Here is an 18,662-nt window from a genome sequence, read left to right on the forward strand (position 1 = left end):
GTGTCACAAGCCTTCTGGATTGCGCTATCGGCGCAGAAGCGTCGCGGCAATTACTTCGCGGCTGCTTTTTTTGCCACTGCTTTTTTCCCCACTGCTCGGGTAGTCTTCTTCGCGGCAGGCTTGGCGGCAACTTTCCGGGTGGCAGTCTTGCTGGCGGTGCGGGAGGCGGCGGGTTTCTTGCCCGACAGCGCCGCGACAGCCTTGTTCAATTCTTCGACGCGCTTGGTCAGGGCCTGGATGTCCTTTTGTGTCGGAACGCCGAGGCTCTTCAGGGAGCGTGACACACGGTCTTCAAAGACCTTTTCCAGCTTGTCCCAGGAACCCGCTGCCTGCTTGCTGACGCTGTCGGCCATCTTGGATACGGTGTCGCTGACTTCGCCGACCTTGCCGTTTGCGAGCTGCTGGGTGCGCTTCTGCAGCGCCGTGCCTTCCTTGACGAGTTTCGCGAACACACGGCCGCCTTCTTCCTGCGCCTTGGCGAAGGCGCCGAGGCCGGCCTGCCAGATCTGCTGCGCAGAAGTGCGTACTGCGTCGGCCAGTTGGTTGTCATCAGAATTAGCCAGTGCCTTCAGTTTCTTTACCATCATGCTCTCCGTTCGTGAGTAAGCCGAGTCGCCGGTTCATCCGACGCGCTTTTTGATGAAAACAGTTTAAGAGGAAAAAATCGAGATGGCATTCTAAAGCCGTAGAGCACCCGTTCTAAATGATGGCGCCATGCCCGCGAGCCGCTTGCTAATGACAGTCCGGCCTGCAATGATGCAAGGCTTGTCAACACAGCATACAAGGGGATGAAGATGCAGTATTTCGTCACAGGCGCCACCGGGTTCATCGGCAAGCGGCTCGTCAAGAAACTCCTCGCCCGCAAAGGCAGCGTCGTGTACTTCCTCATGCGCGAAGAGAGCATGGGAAAGCTGCCTGACCTGCTTGAATACTGGGGCGTCTCGAAGTCGCGCGCCATCCCTGTCTGCGGCGACCTGCGCTCGCCAACGCTCGGTGTCTCACAGGAGGAGATCAGGAGCCTGTCCGGGCACATCGACCACTTCTTCCATCTCGCTGCCATCTACGACCTGAAGGCCGACGCCGATGAGCAAATGGCGATCAATATCGACGGTACGCGTAACACCATCGCCCTCGCTGCCGCCATCAATGCGGGCTGCCTGCACCACGTCAGCTCGATCGCCGCGGCCGGCCTGTTTGAAGGGATTTTCCGCGAGGACATGTTCGAGGAGGCGGAAAACCTCGACCATCCGTACTTCGCTTCCAAGCATGAATCCGAGAAGATCGTTCGCAGTGAATACAAGGGCGCATTCCGCATTTACCGCCCCGGTATGGTGGTGGGTGACTCGCACACTGGCGAGATGGACAAGGTCGACGGGCCGTACTACTTCTTCAAGCTGATCCAGCGCATTCGCCAGATCCTGCCGCCTTGGATGCCGACCATCGGGCTGGAAGGCGGGCGCATCAACATCGTCCCCGTCGATTATGTGGTCGATGCGATGGACTGCATCGCGCATCAGCCGGACCTGGACCGCAACTGCTTCCACCTGACCGATCCCGAGCCGATGCGCGTCGGCGATGTGCTCAATACCTTCGCACGCGCCGCCCATGCGCCCACCATGAGCCTGCGCATCAACGCGGCGCTGCTCGGCTTCATACCCAGGTCAGTCAAATCCGGCCTGATGGCGCTGACGCCGGTACGCCGCTTGCGCAACGCGATCATGAAGGACTTTGGCCTGCCAGACGACGTGCTGCAGTTCATCAACTATCCGACACGCTTCGACAATCGCGACGCAGTCGCTGCGCTCAAAGGCAGCGGCATCAAGTGCCCGCGCCTGGAAGACTACGCCTGTCGCATCTGGGACTACTGGGAACGCAACCTCGATCCGGACCTGTTCATCGATCGCACGCTACGCGGCCAGGTCGCCGGCAAAGTGGCGCTTGTTACGGGAGGATCATCGGGCATTGGACTGGCCGCTGCGCGCAAGCTGGCGGAAGCGGGTGCCATCACGATCATCTGTGGTCGCGATGAAGACAAGCTGGCGGCCGCGAAGAAGGAAATCAACGATCGCGGTTTCGATGTGGTCACCTATCGCATCGACGTGTCCGACATGACGGACTGCGATCGCTTCGTGCAGCGCTTGATCGAAGACCACGGTGGGGTCGATATCCTGGTGAACAACGCCGGCCGCTCCATCCGCCGCGGCATCGAGTCGAGCTTCGATCGCTTCCATGACTTCGAGCGCACCATGCAGCTGAACTATTTCGGTGCCTTGCGCCTGACCATGGGCCTGCTGCCGAAGATGATCGAGAAGAAGCGAGGGCATGTGATCAACATCTCCTCGATCGGCGTGCTGACCAATGCGCCGCGTTTTTCGGCCTATGTCGCATCAAAGGCAGCGCTGGATGCCTGGACGCGCTGCGCGGCATCCGAATTCGCCGACCTGAACATCAGGTTCACGACCATCAACATGCCGCTGGTGCGTACACCGATGATTGCGCCGACCAGCATTTACCAGAATGTCCCGACACTGTGTCCGGAGGATGCCGCCGACATGATTGCGCAGGCCATCGTCGACAAACCGGTACGCATCGCCACGCGCCTCGGCATCCTCGGTGAAGTCATGCATGCGTTGCTGCCGCGCGTGGCGCAGGTCATCATGAACACCAGCTTCCGCATGTTCCCGGATTCCAGCGCTGCCATACAGGACGGCAACAAGAAAGCGCCGCAGATGAGCGCCGACCAGATCGCTCTGCAGCAGTTGCTGCGCGGCGTGCACTTCTAAGACTGCGGGCGGACATCGTCCGCCCAATGCTGTTCTTCGGGCCCCCACCGTCTTTATTCAGACGGCAGAACGACCGTGTCAATTTCATGGATGACGCCATTGTCCGCGAGTACATCGCTTTGAATCACGTTGGCGTTGTCCACTGTCACCTTGCCGTTATCCGACGTCAATGTGAGTGAATCACCCTGGATTGTTTGCACCTTTCCCGGCTTGACGTCGGCAATCAGGACCTTGCCCGGAATCACATGATGGTTCAGCAGTTCAGCCAGCCTGGTCTTGTCTTTCATCAGCGCATCAAGCCTGTCCGGAGGCAATTTCTTGAACGCGGAATCGCCCGGCGCGAACACCGTGTACGGTCCCTGGCTTTTCAGTGTCTCGGCCAGGCCTGCCTTTTTGGCCGCCGCCAAGAAAGTCTTGAACGTGGCCGAGGCCGCAGCGGTCTCCATCAGGTCGGCTGCAAGGGCGGGGGACGCAGCCAGCGTCAATGCGAGGGCCGAGGCGATGGCAGCGAAGGAACGCTTCATGACGGACTCCTTGTCTCGGGAAAATAAGTAAGATTTTTGTATTGAGGAAGTGCAACGTTGTCGTGGCTTTCGCATGTGACAACGCTCTCCATGTCTGGTGTTCTCAGGCCGCAAAAGTTCAAATCGCGTTATGCTTGTCGCAATTCAATGTGATGCTGAAGATGAAGCGTCCGCTACGCATTGATGGCTGACAATCACGATGCGAGTCCGCCTGGAAACGGGCGATGCGCGACGACTATCCGGGGAAAACATTCATGCTGCTCAATTGCGTTGCATACCAGGACGGGAAAAGGCTGGCGGAAGTTCCGGCGCAGCAGATCGGCGAATTCCTGCACAAACCAGGATGCTTTGTCTGGGTGGCCTTGAAGGATGCGCAGCCGGATGAACTCAAGCAGATGCAGCAGCAGTTCGGGCTGCACGAGCTTGCAGTCGAGGATGCTCTGCACGGACACCAGCGACCCAAGCTCGAAGAGTATGGCGATTCTCTCTTCGCTGTTGTCCATACGGTCGAAATGAACGGTGGCGAACTTCTCGTCGGCGAACTGGACATCTTCGTCGAGGAAAACTATGTGCTGTCGGTCAGGAACAAGAGTAGGCAGGGTTTGCTCGACGTGCGGGCGCGCTGCGAGCGCGAACCGCATCTGCTGAAACAGGGCGCAGCGTTCGTTTTTTACGCATTGATCGACGCAGTGGTCGATCGCTATTTTCCAATCATCGATGCGCTGGAATCGGAGCTGGAAACCATCGAAGAGCAAATCTTTATCAAGGGATCCGAGCGCGCCAACATCGAACGGCTATACCAGCTCAAACGCAAAGTGACGATCCTGAAGCATGCGGTGAGCCCCTTGATGGAAGCCGTCGCGAAGCTGTACGGCGGGCGTGTTCCCCGCCTCTGCATGAATACGCAGGAATATTTCCGCGATGTGTATGACCACCTGTACCGCATCAATACTTCGATCGACAACATCCGTGACACCATCGCGACGGCAATCCAGGTCAATCTCTCGATGGTCACCATTGACGAGAGCGAGGTGAACAAGCGGCTGGCCGCGTGGGCTGCGATCTTCGCCGTGGCAACCGCCTTTTTCGGGGTCTGGGGCATGAATTTCGAGTACATGCCGGAACTGAAATGGCGCTATGGATATCCGGCTGCCATTTTTGTTGTGGCCGGAGTATGTGGCTACCTGTATCGGCGTTTCAGGCGCTCAGGCTGGCTGTGAAAGCCCGGTGACGGTGGCGGACGCATCACGTATCTCCCGGATTACCTGCGCCTGGACGCGCGGATCATAGCCCAGTGCGACATGGCCGACCGCATGGATTTCAATGTTCCTTGCGCCTTCCAGATGCGATGAAGTCTGGGGCGAAATGATGTTGTCCTGGTGCGAGTAGATCGACACGAACAACCGGTACACGGCGGGATCTTCGCTCGCCGCCAGCTTGAGCAGCCACTCGCTGGCGATGCCTTCCTGTTCGGTGGCAGTCCAGCGCATCTGGTGCGTATTCACGCCGACGCCGAAATGCGCCAGCGCCGTGCCGCGGTGCGGCGTGCCGAGGGTGATGACTCTCGCGACATGTTGCGAGCCGTGATCGCGCAGGTAAGCCCGGGCTGCGAGGCCGCCCATGCTGTGCGCAAGAATCACGATCTTGTCATGACCTGTTTCCTGGCGCAGCCGCTCGACGGCGCCGTGAATCAGCGGCACATATTCATCGATGCCGCCGACAATCGGCTCCAGATCCACCGCATGATGCAAGATGTTCGCCTTCAGCAATGCATTGCTCATGGGGCGCCAGTAACCGCTGTTGCAGCCGTACCCATGGATCAGCAATACCGGCAAGCCCTGTGGATGATCCGGGATGCGCCGCGAGAAGGTGCGAAATGGCATGGTCCATGACGAAGCCGTCATGGTCGCCCTGAATTCGCCGAGAAACAAGCGGAAGGCATCCCGCCAGCCGACGCGGAAATTCGGCGGCGTTTCGCTGCTGTAACGCGACGCGAGCAGGAAATTGTTACTGGTGATGGCCAGGCGCACGACGATGACGATAGCCAGGCTAAGCACCGCCGCGAAGGGGGCGGCGATGCCGTGGAACGACCGGATGATGACGAGGTAGATCCCGATGGCAATCAGGAACTGGATGAGCAGCAGCAGTCGCGTGATGCGTACGATCATCTCTTACATGGCACTGGGTCTCGGTGCTGGTTTCCCGGTCAGTTGCGTGGCGAGGCCGCTGGCGAGGCGCGCCGTGATGCCGTAAATCGACAGTTGCGGATTGGCGCCGATGGATGTCGGGAACAGCGATCCATCATGTACCGACAGGTTGCTCACACCATGGTAGCGCCCGTTGGAAGCCACCACGCCGCGTTTCGTATCATCCGACATGGTACACCCGCCCATCACGTGCGCAGAAACGACGCGCGTAGTGCGCGGTTTGTAAGGCAAGGCCTCGATCGCTTTCTTTGCTGCCGGCCAACTCGTATAGGCTTCGGCCATCTCGTGCACCGGCACCACGACCTGCGCGCCTGCAGCGAACTGGATTTCCGCCATGGTGAGCAAGGCGCGCCTGACACCGTCCCACACGAAATCGGAGATTGGGTAATCCAGCACCGGCGAGCCGTCATCCTTCAGTTGCACGGTGCCGCCAACGGATTCTTCATTGAAGCCGTCGCGCAGGAGTGCAAGCAAAGCATGCGCGTGGGCAAACTGTTTCATGGTCGCGGCATGCTGCGCGCCGAAACCAGCCATCGTGGTGGAGAACAGCAGGGGATGCAGCGGTGGCGCTTCCAGCTTGTAGCCGATCGCGCCATCAATCGGCTGGGTGCCGAGGAAGTGGTCCGAATACACGGTCTGCGGCGCGCCGGAGAAGCCCTCAACTTTTTGCGCGAACAGGGCCGACGAAATGACCGTCGGATGCAGGAAGGTCCTCTTTCCGAGCAGGCCGTTCGGATCGGGAGCCTGCGAGCGCAGCAGCAGCGCAGGTGAATTGATCGCGCCTCCCGCAACCACGTAATGGCGTGCCCGCACGTTGATCGTCGTGCCTGATGGGGCAAGTCCCGTCTCGTCGAGCGCAACGCAGGAAAGGCTGTCGACCTTGTCGCCCGAGAAAAGGAACTTCTCCGCGCGCGCGCGCGTGAGCAGCGTTGCGCCACGCGACAGGGCCGCGGGGATGGTCGTGATCAGCATCGACTGCTTGGCATTGGTCGGGCATCCCATGCCGCAGTAACCGAGGTTCCAGCACCCCTTTACATTGCGCCGTATGCCGGCAACAGGAATGCCAAGCTTGGTCGCGCCCTCTCTCAGCAGTTCATTGTTCCTGTTTGGCGGAAGCGGCCAGCTCTCGATGTTCAGGCGCCGCTCCATCATCGCGAACCAGGGCGCCATCAATTCGGTCGTGTAATCATGCAGGCCGAATGCTTCCTGCCAGTAATTCAAGGTGCTCTTGGGCGTACGGAAGCTGGAAGTCCAGTTAATGGTGGTCGATCCGCCGACCGCACGACCTTGAAGGATGTTAATGGCCTTGTCCTTCGTCTTGCGCGCCGCGGATTCCTGGTAGAGCGCGGGATAGGCCTGCGCTTCGCGCATCTTGAAGTCGCTGGAGGACTTGAGTGGGCCTTCCTCGATCAGTACGACATTCAAACCGGCCAGTGCGAGGATTTCCGCCGTCACGCCTCCACCCGCACCGGTGCCGATGATGGCGACATCAGCTTCGACGGTGCGCTTGTCTTTCAGTGTCGCTGCATCAATGACCTTCCAGCCATTGGCAAGGCCTGCCTGGATCGGGTCCGGGATTGGGCTTGTGGATGTATTTGTCATGGCGTCTTTCAGCTCAGTTCCTTGATCGGGCCGGGGTAACCGATGGCCGCCCACGTCGACTCGTCGCCATACCAGGCGCCGAGGATGAGGTCATGCAGTGCCTGGTAAGCGCTTTGCAGCAGGCCGAAACGGCTCAAGCGCCAGTTCTGCAGGAAGGCGGCGATGTCCTCCTGCCGGGCCTTCGGCCAGTCGTCGGGAATGCCTGCCAGGAATCGTCGCGCAGGACCGAGCGTCAGCAGACCGAACAAGTCCTGGATCTCCTTTTGCGTCGCGAACGGCAATCCACTGATCGCCACGTCCACGCGCGCCGTCGCTGCCTGGACCATGGCTGGCGTCGGATCGATCGCATCCTTCAGGACAACGGGAATCACCGCGCCGAGCACGGCCTTCGCCGCATCGTCCAGCACGAAGCGTTCAGGGGCGGCTGGTCGGCGCGTGGCACGATAGATGCCCCCGGCCGCCGCAAGCGCGAGTGCGCCAACCAGGCCGGCCTTCAAAAAGGAACGGCGGGTAAGGGTGGTTGCCATATCTCCTCGTTATGATGGTTTTTGTCCAGTGTAACCCAGCGTAAGTAGCGGTTACCTTCGCAAAATAGAGTTCTAGTTCTAGAACCGATTTGCGCAAGACCACTCTCTGTTGATCATTCAGAATAGTCGCCATCATCACTTTCGCTGGCCGGAATTCACAGTCCTTGATGTCAATGAACAAACCGGAAATTATCGCGAGGCTCCGCGGCGACCTGGAAGCCGTCATCGCCGAACGCAGCAAGGCCAAGGCGGATCCTGCCGTCAATGCGGCACGAATTGCATTAAGGGAGTTCCAGGCGCAGCGCATGGCCCGAACCCATGCCGATCTGTTGTCGGACCGCGCAACGGGCCCTGCGGCACGCTTTTTCCTGAGTGATCTTTATGGTCCGCATGACCTCACCCGGCGTGATGTCGACCTTGAACGCGTCCTGCCATCAATGGAGCGCCTGCTGCCGGTTGCAGCGCTGGAAGCCGTTGCCGAAGCGGTGGCGCTGGATGCCTTGTCTGAAAAGCTGGATGCCGGCATGGCGGAGCGGCTGGGGGAGGAGTTTACGGAAGACGACTACATCGCCGCGTACAGAAAGGTCGGCAAGCGTGGCGATCGCGAGCGTCAGCTGGCACAGGTTGAATCGGTCGGATCCGCGCTCTGCGAACTCGTGCGCGTGCCGCTGATCGGAAGTACGCTGGCCATGATGCGCGGGCCGGCGAAGCTCGCCGGGCTGACGGAGCTGCACAGCTTTCTTGAGCGGGGTTTCAAGGCATTCAAGGGAACGGGGCGCCCGCAGGATTTCGTCACTACGATTATCCAGCGCGAAAGGCGAATCATGGACGCGCTTTATGACGCCGGCAGCAAGCCTTTTTCGGTGTTCTCGACGAGCAACCAGCCATGCGTGGAGTCTGCCTGATACGAAGTGCTATTTCTTCGCACCGCCTTTGGCAGGAAGGTCCGGCATGCGAATGATGCGCGTACCCGCCATGCGGTCATGCAGGAACTGCCGCTGCGGATCGAGGTAAGCCGTCAGCGCCCAGAGCAGCACATTTGCCGAGGGAATCAACACCATCGTCCAGTTCCTTGCGCCAACCGCCCAAGCTGCAGCCAGCCCGGGAAGAATCCAGAGCCAGGAAAGCAGGTATCGTCCGATGGCACGCTTCACACCTACCGGCAATCCGTCCCGGGTTACCAGCCGGAGGCGCCATGTTTTCATCGCGAGCGTCTGGCCGCCGTGCGTCCAGAACCAGACGAAATAGAGGCCGATCACCACGAACAGCCAGTCCTGCATGGCGTTGCGCAGGTACAAGGCATGCCGTTGCTGCAGTAGCGTGGAAAAGAGATAGCCGGAAATGAACAGCACGCCGAACATCAGCATGGCTTCATAGACCATGCTGGCAAGCCGGCGCCTGAGTGAGGGTGTGGGTGTATTGTTCAACTGCAGGACTTATTGTTTTTCGGGTTGAGCGGATGGTTGAATGGGCGATTTTGCCGCCGCCTTTGGCGTGACGGACTGCTCCAGGACAGGCTTCGGTGCCGATTTGATCGGCGGTATTGTCTTGGCGTTCTTCCTTTGGGAAGACGGGGAGGGCAGCGTCGCGACGCGCTTCCGGGATGCCGCCGAAGCTGCGAGTTTCTTCTTCTGTTCCTCGGACAACTGCTGATATTCCTCCCAGTGCGCCGACTTCTGGTTCCTGTCGAGCTTCCTGGCGCGCGCATAATTCTCGCGGGCGATACGGCGCTGCTCAGGTGTCAGCTTGACCCAGTCGCGCATGCGTTCCTGCACGCGCTGCTGCTCATCGGGTTTCATTGTGGCGTACTTGTTGCCGATCGCCAGCCACTTCTTCTTGCGGAATGAATCGAGCCTGTCCCATTCCGGGGCGAGGGGCGCCAGCGCCTGCTGCTGCGCCGGTGTCAGTTCTGCCCAGAGCGGTTTCGACGTAACCTGCGGCTTTGATGCGGGTACATTGCGCGCCACGGTTGCGGCCGATGCTGCTGCCGCAGGCTGCGCATGTGCATCCAGCGCCGCGCTACTTAACGGTATGACAAGTGACAGGCATAAAATGACCACCGCCCGCGAAGTGCGGGCGGTGGTCGGGAAAAAGTCCATCATCATCTTACTCGCCTCGTTTGGCGAGGTAGGCATTGAAACCATGATCGAGGTATGCCGTCAGCGGCAATTCGTCCGACAGGACTTCGGCGTCGATGTCGGCAGTATCATTGATGCGGCGCTGCTGCTCGTAACGGTAAATGCCAGTCAGGCCCAAGACCAGGACAATCAGCGGCACCGCCACGCCCATGCGCGCAAACCAGGAAAGGCGTTCGCCGAACATGACGCCTGCCGGCCCGGCAATCAATCGCTGCGGCGCAAGCGCGTGCAGCGGCGATTCCTTTTTCTGGCGAGATAAGGCGATTCTGCGAGCAGAAGCCAGCCTATCTGTGGTTGATGCCGGCAGGTTGTCAAGATTTTCGTTGAGCGCGTGCCTTACCTTGTACGCGAAGTTCAGTTGGTTCGAATTCATAGTGTGATTCCTTTGGCTCTGAGCGCCTGAGCCAGGGTGTGTGTCGCGCGCGAGCAGTGGGTCTTTACGCTGCCCTCGGAACAACCCATCGCCGCAGCCGTTTCGGCTACATCCATGTCTTGCCAATAACGCATAAGGAAGGCTTCCCGTTGACGCGCCGGCAGTTTCTGTATCTCTTGCTCTATGGCAGCAAGCACCTGCTGGCGTTCGACCTTGTCGGCGCTGGATTCGGCGGCTTCCGTCCCGGCCTCGGCCTCATAGGTTTCCAGCAGGTCGAAGCCTTCGGGGTCGTCCTGCTCGCCGCCCAACCCGGAAAAGAGGCTGATCCAGGATCCGCGCACCTTCTCGCGACGGAAGTAATCATGGATCGTGTTCTGCAGGATCCGCTGAAACAGCAGCGGCAGTTCTGCCGCCGGTTTGTTGCCGTACTTTTCTGCGAGCTTGATCATTGCATCCTGAACAATGTCAAGCGCCGCCTCGTCCTTGCGAACTGCGTAGAGGGCCTGCTTGAAGGCGCGGCGTTCTACGTTTTCCAGAAAGTCGGACAGTTCTTTATCAGTGGCCATGCGATACGGCAGCTTGTATCCGGGCCGCCAGGGGAGTTGTGGATCGAGCGGAAAAGGTGCCTTCGGGCACCGCTTCCGCAAACTGTGCGCATGCTAGCAAAAAAGCTGTCAGCGTGCACACGCTTTGCAGAATATGCTTGATTTCTAAGGCTTTTACGAGAATTTAGCTTGACCAAAATGATGCGACGCATTAACTTATCAGTCCCTTCATATCCACGAAGGCACTTGTCTTTTCGCGCGGCCCATAATGCCGTCTTCCGAACAGACGCGCTTTAACATTTAAAAGCTGTTTGCTCTAACCCATGCCACAAGCGTGAGAAATACGCATTTGCACGGCAGTAATTCTGGCTGAACGAGTTGCGTTTAGCGTCGTTTTGAACCGCACCTACGGGTGTGCGACGAAGCGGCGTGACCGCACAAGGAAGGGAAGCCATTGCACTGTCGTTCCTCGCGGTTTCGCCAGGAGAGAGCATCCGATCAATTTCCAATGGACCTTGAAAGGAACCAAGCAATGAGTAACGAATTGACAGGCGCGGAAATCGTCGCGCGCTGCCTTGCCGAAGAAGGTGTTGAACATGTCTTCGGTTATCCCGGCGGCGCAGTGCTTTACATCTACGACGAAATCTTCAAGCAGAACAAATTCCAGCATATCCTGGTACGCCATGAGCAGGCAGCAGTTCATGCAGCCGATGCGTACTCGCGCAGCTCGAACAAGGTTGGCGTCGCCCTCGTGACCTCCGGTCCCGGCGTGACCAATGCGGTCACCGGCCTGGCGACAGCCTACATGGACTCGATCCCGATGGTGGTCATCACAGGTCAAGTGCCAACGCACGCGATCGGACAGGACGCATTCCAGGAGTGCGACACGGTTGGCATTACGCGCCCCTGCGTGAAGCACAACTTTCTCGTCAAGGACGTCAAAGATCTCGCGACGACGATCAAGAAAGCATTCTTCATCGCCACGACCGGCCGTCCGGGGCCGGTACTGGTCGATATTCCCAAGGACGTCACGATCCACAAGTGCGCGTACGAGTATCCGAAGGAACTCGAAATGCGCTCCTACAAGCCGGTCGACAAGGGTCATTCCGGCCAGATCCGCAAGGCCGTGCAGCTGCTGCTGACGGCAGAGCGTCCGATGATCTACACCGGCGGCGGCGTCATCCTGGCCAACGCCGCGCCCGAGCTGCAGAAGCTGGTAGACAAGCTCGGCTATCCCTGCACGAACACACTGATGGGCCTGGGCGCCTATCCCGCGTCGAGTGACAGGTTCGTTGGCATGCCCGGCATGCACGGTACCTATGAAGCGAATATGGCGATGCAGCACTGCGACGTGCTGATTGCCGTCGGTGCGCGCTTCGATGACCGCGTGATCGGCAACCCGAAGCACTTCACCACGCATCCGCGCAAGATCATCCACATCGACATCGATCCGTCTTCGATCTCCAAGCGCGTGAAGGTCGACATTCCGATCGTCGGTAATGTGAAGGACGTGCTGGTCGACCTGCTGTCCCAGCTCGACGCTGCAGAGACCAAGCCGAATGCGGCAGCCCTGGCAGCCTGGTGGCGCCAGATCAACGAGTGGCGCGGTCGCGAATGCCTGAAGTTTGCTACCTCCAAGGATGTCATCAAGCCACAGGAAGTCGTGCGCAAGCTGTGGGAGGTGACCAAGGGCGACGCCTTTATCACGTCCGACGTCGGCCAGCACCAGATGTGGGCAGCACAGTACTATGGATTCGACAAGCCGCGCCGCTGGATCAATTCCGGCGGGCTGGGCACCATGGGTGTCGGCCTGCCATACGCGATGGGCGTACAGATGGCCAATCCGGGTGCAACTGTCGCATGCATCACCGGCGAAGCCTCGATCCAGATGTGTATCCAGGAACTCGCCACCTGCAAGCAGTATCACCTCACGCCGAAGATCATCCTGCTGAACAACCGTTACCTCGGCATGGTGCGCCAGTGGCAGCAGATCGAGTATGGCTCGCGCTACTCTGAGTCGTACATGGAATCGCTTCCGGACTTCAACCTGCTGGCCGAGTCTTTCGGCCACGTCGGCATGAAAATCGAGAAACCGGGCGATGTCGAAGGCGCGCTGAAGGAAGCGTTCGGCATGAAGGACAAGCTGGTATTCATGAACTTCATTACGGATCAAACCGAAAATGTCTGGCCGATGGTGAAAGCCGGAAAGGGCTTGACTGAAATGCTTCTGGGTTCGGAGGATCTGTAATGCGACACATTATTTCTGTTTTGCTTGAGAATGAAGCAGGGGCGTTGTCGCGCGTGGTCGGCCTGTTTTCCGCGCGCGGCTACAATATCGAAACTTTGACCGTGGCGCCGACCGAAGATGCAACCCTGTCGCGCATGACGATCGTCACAACCGGTTCGGATGACGTGATCGAGCAGATCACCAAGCACCTGAACCGCCTGATCGAAGTCGTGAAAGTGGTCGACCTGACCGAAGGCTCACACATCGAGCGCGAGCTCATGCTCATCAAGGTGCGCGCTGTCGGCAAGGAACGCGAGGAAATGAAGCGTACCGCGGACATCTTCCGTGGCCGCATCATCGACGTCACTGAGAAGACTTACACGATCGAACTGACGGGGAACAAGTCGAAGCTCGACGCTTTCATCGATTCGATCGACCGCACGGCGATCCTCGAAACAGTCCGCACCGGCGGATCGGGTATCGGGCGCGGCGAGCGCATTCTCAAAGTTTAAAACCAGTATCAACAACACTATAAGTTAGGAAGATCAATGAAAGTTTTCTACGACAAGGACTGTGACCTGTCCCTGATCAAGGGCAAGAACGTCACCATCATCGGCTACGGTTCCCAAGGTCATGCACATGCTCAGAACCTGAACGATTCCGGCGTCAAGGTCACCGTTGGCCTGCGCAAAGGTGGCGCATCCTGGGAAAAGGCCAAGAACGCCGGACTGAACGTCGCTGAAGTCAATGAAGCAGTCAAGGCTGCCGACGTCATCATGATTTTGCTGCCTGACGAAAATATCGCCCAGGTCTACAACGAGAACGTTGCTCCGAACGCGAAGCAGGGCGCTGTGCTGGCATTTGCCCACGGCTTCAACGTCCACTACGGCCAGGTTGTGCCGCGCGCCGACCTCGACGTCATCATGGTTGCGCCCAAGGCTCCGGGCCACACGGTGCGCAGCACCTACACGCAAGGCGGCGGCGTGCCGCATCTGGTTGCCGTGTATCAGGACAAGTCCGGCAGCGCACGCGACATCGCCCTGTCCTACGCCATGGCAAACGGCGGTGGCCGTGCCGGCATCATCGAAACCAACTTCCGTGAAGAGACCGAGACCGACCTGTTCGGCGAGCAGGCCGTGCTGTGCGGCGGTACGGTTGAACTGATCAAGGCCGGTTTCGAGACACTGGTGGAAGCTGGCTATGCTCCGGAAATGGCATACTTCGAGTGTCTGCACGAACTGAAGCTGATCGTTGACCTGATCTACGAAGGCGGCATCGGCAACATGAATTACTCGATCTCGAACAACGCTGAGTATGGCGAATATGTCACCGGCCCGCGCGTCGTGACCGAAGACACCAAGAATGCGATGCGTCAATGCCTGAAGGATATCCAGACCGGTGAATACGCCAAGAGCTTCATCCTGGAAAACAAGGCTGGCGCTCCGACGCTGACTTCCCGCCGTCGGATCACTGCCGAGCACCAGATCGAGCAGGTCGGTGAGAAGCTGCGCGCGATGATGCCGTGGATCAAAAAGAACAAGCTGGTCGATCAATCGAAGAACTGATATCGATTCCATCCGGGCATCCTGCGGGTTGCGCTTGCATGCGCAACCCGCGCTCGGTCGAAAAGCCGTGCGCAGGCACGGCTTTTTTCATTTGGTTGGCGCAACAATGTGCAAAACCGACTCATTCCTTGAAACACGCCTTCGCCTGATCTCGGCCCTGAAGCAATCGCGGCCTGGTTGAGTAGAATGAATTGATTCCTGAGCTTGCTTACCGCAATCATTTTTTCTGGAGGTCGCAATGTCCCGACTCGCCATCAGTCTTGTCGCGCTGATCCTGTTCGCTGGCCTGGCAAGTGCCCGGGCGCAGACGCAATCCCCGGTCCAGACAACCGGAACCCTGGTTGTGGTTTCCGCCTCCGGAGATGTGAAACATCCAAACGATGAGGCGCACGCCACCCTCATGATCGAGGAGCAGGACAAGGATAAGGCGGCAGCAGCATCGCGTGTGAACCAGAAGATGAAGCAGGGAATGGAGATCGTCAGGCGAGAAGATCCGACGGCGTCATTGAAAACACGCAGCTATTACACCTATCCGGTCTATGGAAACGATCATGACCAGGCGCGCCAGGCCAATCGGCAGCGCCAGCCCGTGGGATGGCGTGTCGGTCAATTCCTCGATGTCACGACGCAGAATCTCAACGGCCTTCCCAAAACGATCGCTTCCGCGCAACGCGTGCTCGCGCTGAATGCCTTGTATTTTGGATTGACGGAAACTACCGCGAAGAAACTGGAGGAGCAGCGAATTGCCGCGGCGTACCAGAACCTGGCGGAGCGCATCGCTGCGATTGCAAAGGCGCTTGGGAAAAGCCCATCTGACGCCGTCCTCGAAACTCTGGACTTCGAAGGGCCGGCCATCTTCGTCCCGCAGCACGACGTGCGCGCGGCGAAAGCGATGGGTGCATCGCAATACGAGGTCCAGGTCGAAGAACCAAGCTTCGAACCAGGGGAAACGAGCCTGAGCATGCGTGTGGTGGGAAAATTTCGGTTCAAATAAGGCAGGCTGGCGTCCCGGCACCTGGGGCGAGGAAGTGGCAGGGGTTACATTTCATTGCCGCTCGTCTAGAATAGCCACGCATTTCTGCTTGTATCCGGAACACCATATTGGCCGCACGGTTACCGAACCCGCCTCGTATGCCACGTAACTTCAGCAAGGACCGTGAATCCGAGCTTGGGCTGCATCACGCGCGTGCGTACCTGTTTCGCTCCCATGCTCGCTTGTGCCGGCGTCCTTTCGTGACGTCAAAAGCGCGGGTAGGGGATAATGTGTCAGTCACGGAAACGATCCTTGCCGATCTGCGATCTTATTTGCACCATTATTAAAACGGACTCAGCATGGCAACCTTCAATCGTCGTAAAGCCAAGAGCAATGTCGGGGTATTTCCCAGGGCGGCGCGGCTGAACAAGCGGACTCCGCCGCAAGCAATGCCTCCCGGTGAAGAATTCCATCCGACCGAGCCCAAGATGCGTAGCCGGGGTATCTACCTGCTTCCAAACGCGTTTACGACAGCCAACCTTTTCTGCGGATTCTTTGCCATTGTGATGGCGATGAATCTCAAGTTCGATTACGCATCAGTGGCGATTTTCGCCGCCATGCTGCTCGATAGCGTCGATGGGCGCGTGGCGAGGCTGACCAATACCCAGAGCGAATTCGGCGCGCAGTACGACAGCCTGTCGGACATGCTGTCCTTCGGCGCGGCGCCCGCGTTGGTCGTGTATGAATGGTCCTTGAGGGGCATGGGCAAGCTCGGCTGGCTTGCCGCCTTTGTCTACTGCGCTGGTGCCGCACTGCGCCTGGCCCGCTTCAACACCAATATTGGAGTCGTGGACAAGCGGTATTTCCAGGGTTTGCCCAGCCCGGCGGCTGCGGCCCTGGTCACCGGTTTTGTCTGGCTGATGGACGATTTGCGCTATGTCGGCACGGAGCTGAGTTGGTTCTCCTGGACGATCACGCTGTATGCCGGGTTGACCATGGTGACCAACGTTCCATTCTACAGCTTCAAGGAAATCAACTTCCGCAAGTCGGTCCCGTTCATCGCTGTGTTCCTGATCGTTCTTGTATTCGTGCTGATCGCTGGCGACCCGCCGAAAGTGTTGTTCGGCCTGTTTGTGCTCTACGGACTCTCAGGCTACGTCGTGTATTTCTGGCGCCGGTCCAAGGGAAAGCCGGTAAGCATCGTCCAGACGACAGAAACGGATATCCCGGAAGGAAAAGAGTAGGTAGAGCGGCTGCATGATTCGCGAGGCGGAAGGCTGGCAGTGCGTTTGTCTCCCGTAATCGCCAGGATGAAAATTGGCGGTACTTCATCTAGTTGCACTTTTCCATAATTCCGCTTATAGTCTTTTGCATGTCCCGCGAAATCAACATTTCCGCCTCCGCTTTGAACAGCAACCCGCTACCGGGTCTGCTGCTGCCGCTGTTTCTACTAGTGCGTTAACGCGCGCTAAATCCCCTATCCCCACAATTTGTGCAGTTCCAGGCTCATGTCAATATGGCAAGAGCAGGTGAAAATGCATGTAAAGCGATACGATCACAGAATTTTCCTAAAGGAGTGCAGCATGGCCGACAAACTGATTATTTTCGACACTACCTTGCGAGATGGCGAGCAATCGCCCGGCGCATCGATGACCAAGGAGGAAAAGATCCGTATCGCGAAGCAGCTGGAGCGGCTGCGCGTGGACGTTATCGAAGCCGGTTTTGCGGCCGCATCTCCTGGCGACTTCGAAGCAATCAAGGCCATTGCCGGCGTGATTAAGGATTCGACGGTCTGTTCGCTTTCGCGCGCCAATGACCGCGATATCGCCCGTGCGGCAGAAGCACTTGAATCGGCAGCAAGGAAGCGTATCCACACCTTCATCGCAACTTCGCCGCTGCACATGGAAAAGAAGTTGCGCATGACACCCGACCAGGTATTCGAGCAGGCCAAGCTTGCGGTTCGTTTTGCACGGAAATTCACTGATGATATCGAATTCAGCACGGAGGACGGCAGCCGCTCCGAGATTGATTTCATGTGTCGCGTGATCGAGGCGGTGATTGCGGAAGGCGCCACGACGATCAACATCCCGGATACCGTTGGTTATGGTGTCCCCGAGTTGTATGGCAACATGATCAGGACCTTGCGCGAGCGCATCCCGAATTCCGATAAGGCGGTGTGGTCCGTGCATTGCCACAATGACCTCGGCATGGCCGTTGCCAACTCCCTGGCCGGCGTGGTGATCGGCGGCGTTCGCCAGGTCGAGTGCACCATCAACGGGCTTGGCGAGCGTGCCGGCAATACCGCGCTGGAAGAGGTCGTGATGGCGGTCAGGACGCGCAAGGATTATTTCAATCTCGATGTCGGCATCGATACCACGCAGATCGTTCCGGCATCCAAGCTTGTGTCGCAGATTACCGGCTTTGCCGTCCAGCCGAACAAGGCTGTGGTCGGCGCCAATGCCTTTGCTCATGCGTCCGGCATCCATCAGGACGGCGTGCTGAAGGCGCGCGATACCTATGAGATCATGCGCGCCGAAGATGTGGGCTGGACCGCCAACAAGATCGTGCTCGGCAAGCTTTCCGGCCGCAATGCATTCAAGCAGCGCCTCGAAGAACTCGGCATCGAGCTCGAGTCGGAAAGTGAAGTGAACGCCGCATTTGCCCGCTTCAAGGAATTGGCCGACCGCAAGGCAGATATCTTCGACGAAGACATTATCGCCGTGGTCTCCGATGAACAGCATTCACACGACAATGAATGCTACCGTTTCGTATCCCTGTCCCAGCATTCCGAAACCGGAGAGCGGCCGGCAGCTAAAGTTGTGTTCACCATGGAGGGCAAGGAGCTGTCCTGCTCGGGCGAGGGCAACGGCCCCGTGGATGCGACTGTCAATGCCATCGAGTCGCAGGCCAAGAGCGGCGCCGAGTTGCTGCTGTTCTCGGTGAACGCAATTACAACTGGAACGCAATCGCAGGGCGAAGTGACAATGCGCCTGTCCAAGGCAGGACGGATTGTTAACGGTGTTGGCGCGGATCCGGATATCGTGGTGGCGTCGGCCAAGGCCTATCTGTCTGCGCTGAACAAGCTGCAATCCAAAGTGGACAAGGTGAATCCGCAGCTGTAACACAAGGCTCTTGGTAGAAAAGGCGCCTGCCATGCGGGCGCCTTTTTCATTTGCGCGGGCGCAGTACGATCCTCGC

18 protein-coding genes are annotated in these 18,662 nt (G+C 58.6%); 9 read left to right on the top strand and 9 right to left on the bottom strand.

Going from position 1 to position 18,662, the window contains the following annotated elements; genetic code table 11:
- Positions 1–50: 50 nt before the first annotated feature.
- On the bottom strand, positions 51–587 hold the full coding sequence (locus VJ698_RS09330) for a phasin family protein (protein ID WP_324102467.1): 537 nt from the start codon (positions 585–587) through the stop codon (positions 51–53).
- 207 nt (positions 588–794) lie between these two features.
- On the opposite strand from VJ698_RS09330, the gene VJ698_RS09335 reads away from it, so the two are divergent.
- Positions 795–2,783, top strand: coding sequence for an SDR family oxidoreductase (locus VJ698_RS09335; RefSeq protein WP_324102468.1), 1,989 nt, complete (start codon positions 795–797; stop codon positions 2,781–2,783).
- Positions 2,784–2,836: 53 nt separating this feature from the next.
- Here the strand turns inward: VJ698_RS09335 and VJ698_RS09340 are convergent, their stop codons facing one another.
- Complete coding sequence (locus VJ698_RS09340; protein ID WP_324102469.1) at positions 2,837–3,307, bottom strand: fasciclin domain-containing protein; 471 nt, start codon at positions 3,305–3,307, stop codon at positions 2,837–2,839.
- Positions 3,308–3,561: 254 nt separating this feature from the next.
- On the opposite strand from VJ698_RS09340, the gene corA reads away from it, so the two are divergent.
- Complete coding sequence (corA, locus tag VJ698_RS09345; RefSeq protein WP_324102610.1) at positions 3,562–4,527, top strand: magnesium/cobalt transporter CorA; 966 nt, start codon at positions 3,562–3,564, stop codon at positions 4,525–4,527.
- Here corA and VJ698_RS09350 read toward each other — a convergent pair.
- The 3 genes from VJ698_RS09350 to VJ698_RS09360 are packed head-to-tail and all read right to left on the bottom strand — an operon-like array spanning position 4,513 to position 7,643.
- Positions 4,513–5,475: an esterase/lipase family protein gene (locus VJ698_RS09350; protein ID WP_324102470.1), complete on the bottom strand. Its 963-nt coding sequence runs from the start codon at positions 5,473–5,475 to the stop codon at positions 4,513–4,515. The genes corA and VJ698_RS09350 overlap by 15 nt on opposite strands.
- Before the next feature lie 3 nt (positions 5,476–5,478).
- Complete coding sequence (locus tag VJ698_RS09355) at positions 5,479–7,116, bottom strand: GMC family oxidoreductase (protein WP_324102471.1); 1,638 nt, start codon at positions 7,114–7,116, stop codon at positions 5,479–5,481.
- Positions 7,117–7,124: 8 nt separating this feature from the next.
- Positions 7,125–7,643 (bottom strand): hypothetical protein, encoded by a 519-nt coding sequence (locus tag VJ698_RS09360; protein WP_324102472.1) that lies wholly within the window; start codon positions 7,641–7,643, stop codon positions 7,125–7,127.
- 173 nt (positions 7,644–7,816) lie between these two features.
- On the opposite strand from VJ698_RS09360, the gene VJ698_RS09365 reads away from it, so the two are divergent.
- Positions 7,817–8,548: an FFLEELY motif protein gene (locus VJ698_RS09365; RefSeq protein ID WP_324102473.1), complete on the top strand. Its 732-nt coding sequence runs from the start codon at positions 7,817–7,819 to the stop codon at positions 8,546–8,548.
- Positions 8,549–8,557: 9 nt separating this feature from the next.
- On the opposite strand, the gene VJ698_RS09370 is transcribed toward VJ698_RS09365, so the two are convergent.
- The 4 genes from VJ698_RS09370 to VJ698_RS09385 are packed head-to-tail and all read right to left on the bottom strand — an operon-like array spanning position 8,558 to position 10,720.
- The gene (locus VJ698_RS09370; protein WP_324102474.1) at positions 8,558–9,070 is read right to left on the bottom strand and encodes an RDD family protein; all 513 of its coding nucleotides are present in this window, start codon (positions 9,068–9,070) and stop codon (positions 8,558–8,560) included.
- Positions 9,071–9,079: 9 nt separating this feature from the next.
- Positions 9,080–9,748, bottom strand: a complete 669-nt coding sequence (locus VJ698_RS09375) for a DUF3106 domain-containing protein (protein ID WP_324102475.1) — start codon at positions 9,746–9,748, stop codon at positions 9,080–9,082.
- 1 nt (position 9,749) lies between these two features.
- Positions 9,750–10,154, bottom strand: a complete 405-nt coding sequence (locus tag VJ698_RS09380) for a DUF3619 family protein (RefSeq protein ID WP_324102476.1) — start codon at positions 10,152–10,154, stop codon at positions 9,750–9,752.
- Positions 10,151–10,720 carry an RNA polymerase sigma factor gene (locus VJ698_RS09385; RefSeq protein ID WP_324102477.1) on the bottom strand — a complete coding sequence of 190 codons (570 nt, stop codon included), beginning with the start codon at positions 10,718–10,720 and terminating at the stop codon, positions 10,151–10,153. Before VJ698_RS09385 ends, VJ698_RS09380 begins: the two co-directional genes overlap by 4 nt.
- A gap of 511 nt (positions 10,721–11,231) precedes the next feature.
- Between VJ698_RS09385 and VJ698_RS09390 the strand changes: the two genes are divergently transcribed.
- The 6 genes from VJ698_RS09390 (at position 11,232) to VJ698_RS09415 (ending at position 18,586) form a co-directional block, all read left to right on the top strand.
- Positions 11,232–12,947 carry an acetolactate synthase 3 catalytic subunit gene (locus tag VJ698_RS09390; RefSeq protein ID WP_324102478.1) on the top strand — a complete coding sequence of 572 codons (1,716 nt, stop codon included), beginning with the start codon at positions 11,232–11,234 and terminating at the stop codon, positions 12,945–12,947.
- Positions 12,947–13,438, top strand: coding sequence for an acetolactate synthase small subunit (ilvN, locus tag VJ698_RS09395; RefSeq protein WP_324102479.1), 492 nt, complete (start codon positions 12,947–12,949; stop codon positions 13,436–13,438). The genes VJ698_RS09390 and ilvN overlap by 1 nt, the downstream gene beginning before the upstream one ends.
- A gap of 36 nt (positions 13,439–13,474) precedes the next feature.
- The gene (ilvC, locus tag VJ698_RS09400; protein WP_324102480.1) at positions 13,475–14,491 is read left to right on the top strand and encodes a ketol-acid reductoisomerase; all 1,017 of its coding nucleotides are present in this window, start codon (positions 13,475–13,477) and stop codon (positions 14,489–14,491) included.
- 238 nt (positions 14,492–14,729) lie between these two features.
- Positions 14,730–15,485, top strand: a complete 756-nt coding sequence (locus VJ698_RS09405; RefSeq protein WP_324102481.1) for an SIMPL domain-containing protein — start codon at positions 14,730–14,732, stop codon at positions 15,483–15,485.
- 338 nt (positions 15,486–15,823) lie between these two features.
- Complete coding sequence (gene pssA / locus VJ698_RS09410; protein WP_324102482.1) at positions 15,824–16,708, top strand: CDP-diacylglycerol--serine O-phosphatidyltransferase; 885 nt, start codon at positions 15,824–15,826, stop codon at positions 16,706–16,708.
- Positions 16,709–17,047: 339 nt separating this feature from the next.
- The gene (locus tag VJ698_RS09415) at positions 17,048–18,586 is read left to right on the top strand and encodes a 2-isopropylmalate synthase (RefSeq protein WP_324102483.1); all 1,539 of its coding nucleotides are present in this window, start codon (positions 17,048–17,050) and stop codon (positions 18,584–18,586) included.
- Positions 18,587–18,662: the final 76 nt, after the last annotated feature.

This window comes from Noviherbaspirillum sp. (assembly GCF_035254685.1).
Taxonomy (GTDB): domain Bacteria; phylum Pseudomonadota; class Gammaproteobacteria; order Burkholderiales; family Burkholderiaceae_D; genus Noviherbaspirillum.

Excerpts from the sequence above, each read along its gene's own strand:
- VJ698_RS09330 (WP_324102467.1), bottom strand. The coding sequence starts at position 587 with ATGATGGTAAAGAAACTGAAGGCACTGGCTAATTCTGATGACAACCAA.
- VJ698_RS09335 (WP_324102468.1), top strand. The coding sequence starts at position 795 with ATGCAGTATTTCGTCACAGGCGCCACCGGGTTCATCGGCAAGCGGCTC.
- VJ698_RS09340 (WP_324102469.1), bottom strand. The coding sequence starts at position 3,307 with ATGAAGCGTTCCTTCGCTGCCATCGCCTCGGCCCTCGCATTGACGCTG.
- corA (WP_324102610.1), top strand. The coding sequence starts at position 3,562 with ATGCTGCTCAATTGCGTTGCATACCAGGACGGGAAAAGGCTGGCGGAA.
- VJ698_RS09350 (WP_324102470.1), bottom strand. The coding sequence starts at position 5,475 with ATGATCGTACGCATCACGCGACTGCTGCTGCTCATCCAGTTCCTGATT.
- VJ698_RS09355 (WP_324102471.1), bottom strand. The coding sequence starts at position 7,116 with ATGACAAATACATCCACAAGCCCAATCCCGGACCCGATCCAGGCAGGC.
- VJ698_RS09360 (WP_324102472.1), bottom strand. The coding sequence starts at position 7,643 with ATGGCAACCACCCTTACCCGCCGTTCCTTTTTGAAGGCCGGCCTGGTT.
- VJ698_RS09365 (WP_324102473.1), top strand. The coding sequence starts at position 7,817 with ATGAACAAACCGGAAATTATCGCGAGGCTCCGCGGCGACCTGGAAGCC.
- VJ698_RS09375 (WP_324102475.1), bottom strand. The coding sequence starts at position 9,748 with ATGATGATGGACTTTTTCCCGACCACCGCCCGCACTTCGCGGGCGGTG.
- VJ698_RS09380 (WP_324102476.1), bottom strand. The coding sequence starts at position 10,154 with ATGAATTCGAACCAACTGAACTTCGCGTACAAGGTAAGGCACGCGCTC.
- VJ698_RS09385 (WP_324102477.1), bottom strand. The coding sequence starts at position 10,720 with ATGGCCACTGATAAAGAACTGTCCGACTTTCTGGAAAACGTAGAACGC.
- VJ698_RS09390 (WP_324102478.1), top strand. The coding sequence starts at position 11,232 with ATGAGTAACGAATTGACAGGCGCGGAAATCGTCGCGCGCTGCCTTGCC.
- ilvN (WP_324102479.1), top strand. The coding sequence starts at position 12,947 with ATGCGACACATTATTTCTGTTTTGCTTGAGAATGAAGCAGGGGCGTTG.
- ilvC (WP_324102480.1), top strand. The coding sequence starts at position 13,475 with ATGAAAGTTTTCTACGACAAGGACTGTGACCTGTCCCTGATCAAGGGC.
- VJ698_RS09405 (WP_324102481.1), top strand. The coding sequence starts at position 14,730 with ATGTCCCGACTCGCCATCAGTCTTGTCGCGCTGATCCTGTTCGCTGGC.
- pssA (WP_324102482.1), top strand. The coding sequence starts at position 15,824 with ATGGCAACCTTCAATCGTCGTAAAGCCAAGAGCAATGTCGGGGTATTT.
- VJ698_RS09415 (WP_324102483.1), top strand. The coding sequence starts at position 17,048 with ATGGCCGACAAACTGATTATTTTCGACACTACCTTGCGAGATGGCGAG.